Annotated in this window: 14 protein-coding genes; 10 read left to right on the plus strand and 4 right to left on the minus strand. The window is 61.4% G+C overall.

Features of this window, described 5'->3' with window-relative positions; translation table 11 throughout:
• From F1542_RS09970 to F1542_RS09980, 3 genes are all read left to right on the plus strand, one after another.
• Positions 1 to 913 (plus strand): tetratricopeptide repeat protein (locus tag F1542_RS09970; RefSeq protein ID WP_193732902.1); only part of this gene is annotated, 913 nt, incomplete at its 5' end.
• Positions 910 to 1,677, plus strand: coding sequence for an LON peptidase substrate-binding domain-containing protein (locus F1542_RS09975; RefSeq protein ID WP_193732903.1), 768 nt, complete (start codon positions 910 to 912; stop codon positions 1,675 to 1,677). The genes F1542_RS09970 and F1542_RS09975, both read left to right, overlap by 4 nt.
• 44 nt (positions 1,678 to 1,721) lie before the next feature.
• On the plus strand, positions 1,722 to 1,916 hold the full coding sequence (locus F1542_RS09980) for a Trm112 family protein (protein ID WP_025437369.1): 195 nt from the start codon (positions 1,722 to 1,724) through the stop codon (positions 1,914 to 1,916).
• A gap of 96 nt (positions 1,917 to 2,012) precedes the next feature.
• Here the strand turns inward: F1542_RS09980 and panC are convergent, their stop codons facing one another.
• Positions 2,013 to 2,867, minus strand: a complete 855-nt coding sequence (panC, locus tag F1542_RS09985) for a pantoate--beta-alanine ligase (RefSeq protein WP_193732904.1) — start codon at positions 2,865 to 2,867, stop codon at positions 2,013 to 2,015.
• 176 nt (positions 2,868 to 3,043) lie between these two features.
• On the opposite strand from panC, the gene F1542_RS09990 reads away from it, so the two are divergent.
• The 5 genes from F1542_RS09990 to F1542_RS10010 all read left to right on the plus strand — a co-directional run bounded on the left by F1542_RS09990 (position 3,044) and on the right by F1542_RS10010 (position 7,997).
• Entirely contained in the window at positions 3,044 to 3,193 is a 150-nt protein-coding gene (locus F1542_RS09990; RefSeq protein WP_019087433.1) for a hypothetical protein, read from the plus strand.
• Positions 3,194 to 3,280: 87 nt separating this feature from the next.
• Entirely contained in the window at positions 3,281 to 4,678 is a 1,398-nt protein-coding gene (cysG, locus tag F1542_RS09995; RefSeq protein ID WP_193732905.1) for a siroheme synthase CysG, read from the plus strand.
• A gap of 101 nt (positions 4,679 to 4,779) precedes the next feature.
• Positions 4,780 to 6,840 (plus strand): FUSC family protein, encoded by a 2,061-nt coding sequence (locus F1542_RS10000; protein ID WP_193732906.1) that lies wholly within the window; start codon positions 4,780 to 4,782, stop codon positions 6,838 to 6,840.
• On the plus strand, positions 6,840 to 7,034 hold the full coding sequence (locus tag F1542_RS10005; RefSeq protein ID WP_010508642.1) for a DUF1656 domain-containing protein: 195 nt from the start codon (positions 6,840 to 6,842) through the stop codon (positions 7,032 to 7,034). The genes F1542_RS10000 and F1542_RS10005 overlap by 1 nt, the downstream gene beginning before the upstream one ends.
• A gap of 12 nt (positions 7,035 to 7,046) precedes the next feature.
• On the plus strand, positions 7,047 to 7,997 hold the full coding sequence (locus F1542_RS10010) for an HlyD family secretion protein (RefSeq protein WP_193732907.1): 951 nt from the start codon (positions 7,047 to 7,049) through the stop codon (positions 7,995 to 7,997).
• Between the two features lie 279 nt (positions 7,998 to 8,276).
• On the opposite strand, the gene F1542_RS10015 is transcribed toward F1542_RS10010, so the two are convergent.
• Positions 8,277 to 8,498 carry a hypothetical protein gene (locus F1542_RS10015; RefSeq protein WP_193732908.1) on the minus strand — a complete coding sequence of 74 codons (222 nt, stop codon included), beginning with the start codon at positions 8,496 to 8,498 and terminating at the stop codon, positions 8,277 to 8,279.
• 190 nt (positions 8,499 to 8,688) lie between these two features.
• Between F1542_RS10015 and F1542_RS10020 the strand changes: the two genes are divergently transcribed.
• Positions 8,689 to 9,198, plus strand: a complete 510-nt coding sequence (locus F1542_RS10020; RefSeq protein WP_193732909.1) for a hypothetical protein — start codon at positions 8,689 to 8,691, stop codon at positions 9,196 to 9,198.
• A 107-nt stretch (positions 9,199 to 9,305) separates the two neighbouring features.
• Here the strand turns inward: F1542_RS10020 and F1542_RS10025 are convergent, their stop codons facing one another.
• Both F1542_RS10025 and F1542_RS10030 read right to left on the minus strand, forming a co-directional pair.
• Complete coding sequence (locus F1542_RS10025; protein ID WP_193732912.1) at positions 9,306 to 9,818, minus strand: nucleoside deaminase; 513 nt, start codon at positions 9,816 to 9,818, stop codon at positions 9,306 to 9,308.
• 128 nt (positions 9,819 to 9,946) lie between these two features.
• Positions 9,947 to 10,207 (minus strand): hypothetical protein, encoded by a 261-nt coding sequence (locus F1542_RS10030; protein ID WP_193732910.1) that lies wholly within the window; start codon positions 10,205 to 10,207, stop codon positions 9,947 to 9,949.
• Positions 10,208 to 10,323: 116 nt separating this feature from the next.
• On the opposite strand from F1542_RS10030, the gene F1542_RS10035 reads away from it, so the two are divergent.
• Entirely contained in the window at positions 10,324 to 10,650 is a 327-nt protein-coding gene (locus F1542_RS10035) for a helix-turn-helix transcriptional regulator (RefSeq protein ID WP_193732911.1), read from the plus strand.
• Positions 10,651 to 10,773: the final 123 nt, after the last annotated feature.

Consider the following 10,773-nt stretch of genomic DNA (forward strand, 5'->3'; position numbering starts at 1 on the left):
CCCGCCGACAACGGGCGGCAGGCCCGACCCGGTAATGGAAGGCACGCAGAACACCTTCATGCGTGACGTGGTGGAGGCCAGTCGTGAAATCCCGGTTCTGGTTGATTTCTGGGCCACGTGGTGCAAGCCCTGCACGCAACTGACCCCGGTGCTGGAAAAGGTGGTGCGCGCCGCTGGCGGCCGCGTACGGCTGGTCAAGGTGGATGTGGATGCCAACCGCGCACTGGCGCAGCAGTTGACCCAGATCGGCCTGCCGCTGCAGTCGATCCCGCTGGTCGCCGCCTTCTGGCAGGGGCAGATCCTTGACCTGTTCCAGGGCGCCAAGCCCGAGAGTGAAGTCCGTCGTTTCGTAGAAAACGTGCTGAAATCCGCAGGCGGCGCCCTGCCCGCCGCCGATCTGGTGGAAGCGGCCCGCAAGGAAATGGAAGAAGGCCGTGCCGAAGCCGCAGCAGGACTGTTTTCGCAGGTACTAGAAATCGAACCCGAAAATCCCGCCGCATGGGGTGGCCTTGCCCGTGCCCTGATTGAAATGGGGGACGAGGAAGGGGCCGAAACCGCCCTGAACGATGCCCCCGCGTCCATTGCCAACCATGCCGAAATCACCGGGGCGAAGGCCGCACTTGAACTCAAGCGTGAAGGGCGCAAGGCGGCTGAGGAAGCCGAGGAAATCCGCGCCCGTATCACCGCCAACCCGAAAGACTACGCCGCCCGCTTCGAACTGGCTGCAGCCCTGAACGCCGCGGGCAAGCGCGCTGAGGCCGCCGATGAACTGCTGACCATCATGAAGGAGGACAGGGCGTGGAATGACGACGGCGCACGCAAGCAGCTTATCCGCCTGTTCGAAGCCTGGGGCCAGACCGACGCTGATACGGTGGCAGCGCGCCGGCGCATGTCCTCGTTGCTGTTTTCGTGACGCGGCATGATCCACGGGGAACCATCATCATCCATGATGACATCCCCCGCCGCATCCCGCAGATCGGGGAAATGACACTGGCGGACTTCCCGGCGGAGCTGGGGCTATTCCCGCTGGATGAAGCCCTGCTGCTGCCGCAGGGACGGTTGCCGCTGAACGTGTTCGAGCCACGCTATATCGCGCTGGTGGAAGATGCGCTGGCAGGCAACCGGCTGATCGGCATGATCCAGCCCCGCCCGCTGGACGGCATGGATGGCAGCCCGCTGGATGATAGCGGGGATGCCGACATGGACGATGGTTACAGCACGACCCCGCCGCTATATAATATAGGGTGCATTGGCCGTATCACCGCCATGACCGAACGGACGGACGGCACGTACGCCATCACGCTGACCGGCATCGCCCGTTTCCGCCTGCTGCGCGAGACGGAGATGCGCCGGGGATACCGGGTCGCAAGGGTCGATGCGTCATCCTTCGTGTCCGACCTGACGGATGCCGGGGATGACATCCCCTTTGATCGTGAAGGGTTGCTCAACGCCCTGCATGATTTCTGTGAGGCCCAGGGCGTGAGCACGCAATGGGACGCGCTGCGCCAGATGGATGACGCTGCCCTGCTGGTCACCCTGCCCATGATCTGCCCGTTTGGCACGGCGCCGCGCCAGATGATGCTGGAAGCGCCCACGCCCGCCGCCCGTGCGCAGATCCTGCGCAATCTGCTGGACGGGGCTGGACATGAACCCGATGAGGGTGCATCCCCATCGTGACCAATATCGCCTGAATAACTGCAACCTGCATGGGATCTGCCGCCATGACTGAAAAGCCGCCCGCCCCACCGCTGGACCCCCGGCTGCTGTCCATCCTTGTCTGCCCGGTAACCAAGGGACCGCTGGTCTATGACCGTGAGGCCGGTGAACTGATCAGCAAGCGCGCGGGCCTGGCTTTTCCGGTGCGTGACGGTATTCCCATCATGCTGCCCGACGAAGCGCGTAAGATCGACGCCTGAAATACTGATGAAAAACAGAAGTTTTTGGGTGCCGCCTTTTTTCAAAAAGGTGGCGTTCTTCGAAGCTTTTTGAAAAAAGCTTCACCAAAAACTTCTTTATTTCGGCGATGGCACCGCCATGCCGTCGATCAGCCGCACGTCACCCAGCCATGCCGCCGCAAGCAGGCGCGCGGGCGTGCCTTCGCTCATGACGGCCAGTGGCTGCAGGTCCAGTTCCGAGCGCAATTCCACGTATTCCACCGGGTCAAAACCGGCATCCGCCAGTTGACGGGCCGCCTGCGCCAATGCAGCCGGGATATCCGCGCCCGCTGCGATATCAGCGGCACAGGCCCGCATAATACGCGGCAGGGCCACGGCGATCTGGCGCTGTTGGGGCGCAAGACGCCGGTTGCGTGATGACAGGGCCAACCCGTCGGCCTCACGCTGCGTGGGACAGGCCACGATCTCAACCGGCAGGTCAAGGTCGGTGACCATGCGGCGGACCACCTGAACCTGCTGAAAATCCTTCTCGCCAAAAAACGCGCTATCCGCCAGCGTCTGCATAAGCAGCTTGCACACCACGGTCGCCACACCATCGAAATGGCCCGCGCGGGTGCCGCCACACAGCCCGTCCGACACGCCCGACACACTGATGCGTGTGGCGAAACCGGGTGGGTACATCTGCGATACAGTGGGCGCGTACAGCACATCCACGCCAGCCCCCTCCAGCAGGCGCACATCCGCCTCCAGCGTGCGGGGATAGGTTTCAAGGTCGGCCGCGTTATCAAACTGGATCGAGTTGACGAAAACTGTCGCAATCACCCGGTCCGCCCGCGCCCGCGCCGCGTGGACCAGTGACAGGTGACCTTCATGCAGCGCGCCCATAGTCGGCACCACGCCCACGCGCGCACCTGCCTGCTTCCATTTCCTGACACATGCGCGCAATCCGGCGACGGTGCTGATGGTTTCCATGCGCTATCTTTTCCTCTCCCCTATCCATCACTGACGCCAGTGACGGGACGGATTACATAACATCATTCCGGTTACGTACACGATGGGACATGAGGGCGCGCGCCAATTCATGTATGGACGTGGTGCAGGCATGGCTTTTCTGCTATGTCGGCCATTGCGTTGTGCAGGAGGTTTTTTTGGCCCGTTTTCTTCCCGTTCTTGGTATCTGTGCCATCGTGCTGTCACTGGCCGCATGCGCCACCAATACGCCGGGATCGGTCAAGGACCGTTCGACATGGGCACGCTGGGGTTATGCCGAAGGGGTGAAGAACGTCGCCTCCCACTGACGCCACCCCACCACCACCCCACGCGTTTCCTTACAGACCTGCCCTTCCCCAGCTACAGGATGCCGGCGCGACCGGCTGTTTGACCGCATGACCAATATTCCCGAACCCGCATGGTTTCCCATTGCGCTGCGGCTGGACAATGTCCGGGTGCTGGTGGTTGGCGGCGGCATGATCGCGGCCAACAAGGTGCGCCTGCTGCTGGCCCATCGCGCGAAGGTCGAGGTCGTGGCAGGCCGCCTTGATGCGGAAATGCAGGCATGGGTGGAAGACGACTCCATTACCCACGTCGCCAGCACGGCCGACATCACCACACTGCGCACCATCATGCCCGGCTGCCGTCTGGTCTATGCCGCGACCGATGACCGCGCGGTCAATCGTGCCGCCGCGGCCCTGGCGCAGGAAATGAACATTCCCGTCTGCGCGGTGGATGACCCACAGCCATCCACCTTCATCACCCCAGCCCAGATCCATCGCGGGCTGGTACGCATCGCCATTTCCACCGGCGGAGCCGCGCCCGTCCTAGCCCGCCGCCTGCGCGAACAGGTGGAAAGCACCATACCCGATGGCACGGGGGAACTGGCCGTCTTCATGCAGCAGCAGCGTGAGCATGTAGGGGCGGCCTGTCCCGACATCTCGCGCCGCAGGCAGGTCTGGGAAACCTTCCTTGACGGCGCGGGCGCGCAGGCTGCCCGGCGGGGCGAAATCGCGCACGCGCGGGCCATACTGGATGACATCATCGCCTCCACCAACACGCGGGGCGAGGTCTGGCTGGTCGGCGCGGGACCGGGCGACCCGGACCTGCTGACACTGCGCGCACTGCACCTCATGCAGAATGCGGATTGCGTGCTGTATGACCAGTTACTGTCACCCGCTTTGCTGGACCGGGTGCGGCGTGATGCGGAACTGGTGTTTGTCGGCAAACGCCGCAACAAACACACCATGCCGCAGGAAGAAATCAATGCCGAACTGGTCCGCCGCGCGCGCATGGGCCAGCGCGTGCTGCGGCTGAAGGGCGGCGACCCGTTCGTGTTCGGACGCGGCGGCGAGGAAATCGAGACCCTGCTGGAGTCCAACATCCCGTTTCAGATCGTACCAGGCATCACCGCAGCCAATGGCTGCGCTGCCTATGCCGGTATCCCGCTGACCCACCGGGACTGCGCGCAGGCCTGCATGTTCGTGACCGGCCATGCCCGCGCGGATGGCACGCTGCATCTGCCATGGGACAGCATGGCGCGGCCGGGACAGACGGTGGTGATCTACATGGGGGTTGCCGCCCTGCCCGCCCTGTGCGCGCAGCTTATCGCGCATGGCCTGCCCGCGGATTGGCCCGCCGCCATTGTCGAACGTGGCACGCGCGCGGACCAGCGCGTGCTGACCGGGACACTGGGGGGGCTTGCACGGCAGGCAGCCGAGTCTGGCGTTGGCAGTCCCGCGCTGATCATTGTGGGGGAAGTGGTCCGGCACCGGGTGATATCGCCAAAATGAATATCAGCTATGCATACTGTGCCTGTACATCCTTTGTTATGAATTCCCGGCTATTTCCATTGTATTAAACGCCGTGAGGCCACTGAACGGTCAGGGAGGCCATGCCAGACCTACAGGCAAACAGCACGCGACGTATTCACGACATCACACGTACTTTCCTTCCCTTGGCTGACCGCCTACCTGCGGGCTGGGTGGGGTTCAGCCTGCGTACATGGTGTTCGCTGGTCCTTGGTCTTGCCACGGCCTTCTGGCTGCAGCTGGACAATCCCCTGCTGGTCGGCGTGACCGTCATGATCCTGGCGCAGCCTTTGCGCGGGCAGGCACTGTCCAAGGCATTTTACCGGCTGCTGGGCACCATGGTGGGCATGGGTGTGTCCATTGTGCTGGTGGCAGTGTGGAACCAGCAGCGCGGTCCCTTTCTGGGGGGTGTGGCGCTGTGGCTTGCGGCATGTGCCTTCGTGGGATCGCTGGAGCGGGATTTCCGCTCCTATGCCGCCCTGCTGTCAGGCTATACGGTCGCCCTTGTGGCCGTGAACTGCATTGATACGCCACAGAATGTATTCAACATCGCAGTATCCCGCGCCTCGGCCATTACCCTTGGGGTCTTTGCCGTGGCCGTGGTCAATATCCTGTCCGGCTCGCCCGAGGCATGGCGGGGGCTGGCGGCCGGGCTGAAGCAGCTTATCCGACCCCTGAGCGAAACCGCACGCGCCACCCTGCAACATATGTACGATCGTGGCGCACAGGCGGATATCAAACTGGGCGCGCGCATACTCGCACTGACCACGCCCCTGTCCTATGCCCGCACGGAACTGGAACGCGGTGGTACGCGTGCCAACGGGGCGCGGCTGGCCATGGTGTCCATGCTGACCATTCTTGACTGCGCGCGTGGACTGGGCCGCCACACCGGGCACGGCAATATCGACCCGGCCGTGGAGGACGCGATTGCCCGTGTCGCCCGGCAGACCGACCTGCGCACCGACCAGGCCGGTTTCACCACACATATACTGGATGCCGTGCGCACCGCCCTGCCCGGTCACGTGCCCAATGCGGATGAAGCCTTCGCCATTGAACGCGCCGCCCGCATGCTGACCGCGCGCACCCGCATGCATGCGGGGCAAGCCATACTGACCGAAGGTACCGGCAGCGTTCACGACAGGACCGTCAATATCGCAGTCCAGCCCAACTACCTACTGGCGCTGATCGGGGCGCTGCGGGTTCTGGTCGGGTTTTCGTTCGCGGCCGGGGTATGCGTGATCACTGGTCTGCCAGGAGCGACCGTGGCGCTGGCCCAGACCGCGCTGACCCTGACGCTGGCCGCGACCAACGTGGATACGGCGCGCTTTGGCATGGGGGCGATCATCGGCCTGCCATGCAGCGTGCTGGCGGCGGCGCTGCTGAACTTCTTTGTGCTACTGCACGGGGCGGACATGCCGTTCCTGGCGCTGACGCTACTGCCCCAGACATTCCTGGCCTGCCTGCTGCTGATGCGCCCGTCCACGGCAGCCATAGGCTTCAACTATGGTGTGTTTTTCTTTGCCATACTGGGGCTGGACAACCACCAGAGCTATAACCCGACGGAATTCCTCAACCGCAACATCTTCTACCTTCTGGCGGCACTATTGGCCTTCATCATCCTTGTGCTGCTGTTTCCGCCCTCACCGCGGCGGCAGCGGTTCTGGATGGCGTCCAGCATCGTCCGTGCGCTGGAACGCCAGATGACCGGGCATGGCGAAGCCGACAGCCCGGCCCGCCTGACCCGTGCCTATGACCGGCTGGCCCAGATGCAGTTCTGGACCGACCGCCTGCCCGGCAGCGCCAGCAGCACGCGACAGATGGAAAGTTTCACCACCTTTGCCGAACTTGATGGCGCGCTGGCACGGGCACGGACCTATGCCCGGCAGGCACAGGCAATCCCCCTGCTGCGCCCCGCCGCCGAACTGGTGCAACGTGAACTACTGCTACACGCGCCGTGGGACGTGGTACCCCGCATGCGTGAGGCAATGGCCGCCATCCCCGCCCCGCAGGCCCAACTGCCACCCCAGACCCAGATCGCGACCATCAACCTGCTGGCCGGGCTGGATGGCGTAATGCGGGCATGGCAGGCGGCGGCGCCACGGTTGCGGCATTACGGCATCATCAAAACGAAGAAGGCAGGCTGATGCGGCAGGTTGTTGATCTGGAAGGCGTGCTGATCTCGGCCTTTGTCATGAACCTCGGGCTGGCGCTGTGCACGCTGCTGGTGCTGCGCATCGTGCTGTCGTGGTTCAACTTGTGGCGGTTTGTCTGGAACCCGCCGCTGGCGCAGTTCGGCCTGCTGATCTGCCTTGTTGGCCTGTATACCCTGATCCTGTGAAAGAATCCTGACGTGTTCGCATATGCAAACCGCCTTGTGCGTCTGGCCGTTACCGCTGTCATCCTGATTGTCGCAGCCATCGTGGCCATTGTGCTGTGGGATTATTACACGGCATCACCATGGACACGGAACGGTCAGGTCCGTGCCCAGGTCGCCAATATCGCGCCGCGCATTTCCGGCCAGATCAACGAAGTGTGCGTGCATGACAACCAGTTCGTACACAAGGGCGACGTGCTGTATGTCATCGACCCGTTCGATTTCCGGGTAAAGCTGGATATCGCCGATGCCGCCGTGAACGAACGGCGCGCGGACCTTGAATTCAAGACATCACAGTACGAACGCCGCCAGAAGATTTCAGGTGTTGCCGTATCGGGCGAGGAAAAGCAGCAGTTCGAGGCCGTGGCCCAGCAGGCGGAAGCCCAGTATGCGGCAGCCCTTGCCGACCTGAAACAGGCGCGCATCAACCTGGAACGCACCGAGGTCCGCAGTTCGATCAACGGCTACGTCACCAACCTGACCATGCGTGCGGGCGACTATGCCAATGCGGGACAGGTGAACATCCAGATCATCGATGCGGATTCCTACTGGGTGGACGGGTATTTCGAGGAAACGAAAATCCATTCCATCAAGGTGGGCGAACCGGTGCGACTGGACCTGATGGGCTTTCATGAACCGCTGTTCGGCCATGTGGAAAGCATCACGCGCGGGATCGCCAGCAACAACGCCGCCACATCCATACAGGGCCTGCCGGCGGTGGACCCGGTCTATACATGGGTGCGGCTGGCACAGCGTATTCCGGTGCGCGTGAAAATCGACAGCATCCCGCCCGACCTTGTCTTGGCTGCGGGCATGACCGCCACGGTGACCGTGGTGTCGGAAGCGGGCAACCGCCGCCATATGTCGGTGCGTGACGCGCTACGGCATGTGGGCGATGACATGCAGCACCTTGCAGGGCATCGCTAAAAGACTGTTTGAAAAGAATAAAAGTTTTTGGGTGTCGCCTTTTTTCAAAAAGGCGACGTTCCTTTGAAGCGTTTTGAAAAAAGCTTCACCAAAAACTTCTTTCTGGCGCCGTCCTTACCTTATCCACAGATTCAGGGGACGAATATCCGGGCAACCCTGTGGATAGAACCGTTGGGAACCGGGGATAAGGTGTGTGTTTTCCACGACTCGTGAAGAGTCGTATGAATTTTTTCTGATATCCCATCCGTTCTATGCCCGTACAGTCAGGACGCAGCACCATCAGGCGCGTGGCGGCCGCGCATAGGGATCTGTCTTCCCCATATCGGGCGCCGGAACATGCCCCATGCGGTGCGCACGGTACAGCAGGCCATGACCCAGCTTTTCAATCAGGATGCCACGACGCTGCATGCGGTCATGGCTTATCGCATATCCAATTTCACGCACGACCTGACCACGCAGCACCTGCAACCAGCCACGCAGGGCAAGTTTCATCCGTGTCATATCGCGCGCACTCCCGTTCACCGCCATGTCAGTCATTATTCTCATGGCAGATAAGAGTTATCCGCATAACTTTCAAGATGAGGCAGATGGCCTAAAAGGTTATTTTTATTTAATCCATGTCATGACATGAAATGCATGGCCGTCCGCACCGGCCCCATCCATGAGAAGGATGGTCCGAACCAGTCCTGCCATGGGGGATATCTTGCGTTACCTGTTCCTGTTCCTTGCCCTTATGTGCGGATATTGCGGTACTGCCGCCGCCCAGACAGCGCCATCACAGGTGATCAGCACATTATTTGCCGACAAGCTGACCATGATGGACCTTGGCCTGATCCGCGCCGAACGCGCCATGCAGCATGAAATCGACAGCCTGCCCGACAGCTATGACAGCGAGATGATGCCGGTGGCGGATTTCGACCCCCGGCGCAACACAATACTGGTGGGTATCTGGTACCAGGACCACGATACCTTCAATCGTGGGCAGTGCGACAAACTGCTAGAAACGATCAAGAAATCCTTTGGCAACCAGCCTACGACCATCGTGGCATCATGGTTCCGCCACCATGGCTATACCTCGCTAAGGGATGCGGGGCAGTTCTATATCGGACTGCGCAATATCATCTGGCTAGTAGTGACCGACGGGGACCGGGCCTGTTCCTATTCCATGGCCAACGGGCAGACCACGACCAACGGATTCTGAACACAAACAAGAAAGAAGTTTTTGGCGAAGCTTTTTTCAAAAAGCTTCGGAAAACGCTGCCTTTTTGAAACAAGACGGCACCCAAAAAACTTTTACCTTTCAAGTTTTCAGGCGGCTGGTCCGTTCTTTTCACGCCAGAACGTACGCTGCAATTCAGCGGCTTCGTCTTCCAGCAGGGGACCAATGACCGCAACCGACCGCTGGCCCGCCGCGAATACCGTGCGGCAAGGCAGGTCGAGCGTCGGATTTTCGGGGTGGTCGCCGGTTATTTCCTTCAGGCTGGCTTCGCTCTGCCCATAGACCACGCGACCGATCCCACTCCAGTACACAGCACCCGCACACATCGCACAGGGTTCAGCAGATGTGTACATGGTGTACGATGCCAGCACGTCCGGCGCATGGGCCTTTGAGGCCCGTGTGGCCAGCAGGCGTTCGGCATGGGCGGTCATGTCACCGCCTTCCGCCGTATATCCATTCCCCTGCTCCATCACCACGTTGCCCTGCGCATCAACCAGCACGCAGCCAAAGGGATGATCGCCCGCCTGACGCGCGCGCTCCGCCACGGCAAAGGATTGCCGCAGGAAATATTCGTGGTCCAGATCAGGCAGGCAGGCAGGCAGGCAGGCAGGTTGGCTGGGTCATTCCACATCCATGAAAAATAGAGGTTGCCTGCGCTTGTGCCGGTTCCCTATCGCATTTTCAAATGGAAATATCCGCGCGGCCCGTCTCTTGTCCCAGCGGACTGGGATCAGTCCCCATACTCCGCGACAGGATCGGCCATGGCCATACGAACCGTTTCCATCTCGTCAGCCAGATAACCCAGGATATCCACCCCATCGTACGCACCATCAAAACGGTCCGCTGCCAGTTCGGCCCGGATGGTGCCCAGACGGTCCAGACGACGCTGGAGCTGCGCGACATAAGGCGCGACCCAGGCCGGTTCATCGGGTTCGAATCGGGCATCGATATCAGCCTGGGTACAGCCTGCGGGCAGATAGGGATCGTGCATGAGGGTTCCTTACATTTGTATGAAAAAAATACACAAATATTCTGCAGGCACGACTGAATTTCCTCCCCTCACATAATATCCTTGCTGCATGTGTGTTTTTTAAGCACAAATATCGTATGAAAAATACGCACACCGCCGCGCAGAGCGCATCAAACGCCATCCCTCCCCGTCGCACACGCCCGCCACGGCTGGACTGGACCGCCATTGCCCCATCCGTTGCGCAGTTACGCAGACAGGGCTGTTCCACCCGTGAAACCGCGCGCAGGCTGGGCCTGAACATCAAGACGCTGGAAGCCCACCTGCGCCGCCACCGCATCCGCCATGCCATCCCCATGGACCGCCCGGATCAGGTCCGGCGCACCTGCCTGAACTGCGATACCGCCTTTGTCGCGGATGGCCGTTTCCTGCGCCTGTGCCCGGACTGCCGGGCCATGTTCAGCTAGTCATCTGGAACTGAAATAAGCATCATTATATAATATTCCTGTCGCAATGACGGGAGCAGAACGATGGCGGGACGACAGGCAAGTCAGGTGGTGCTGAGTCGGCAGGCGCGGACGTTTCTTGAA

The organism is Komagataeibacter sp. FXV3, assembly GCF_015155755.1.
Lineage (GTDB): Bacteria > Pseudomonadota > Alphaproteobacteria > Acetobacterales > Acetobacteraceae > Komagataeibacter.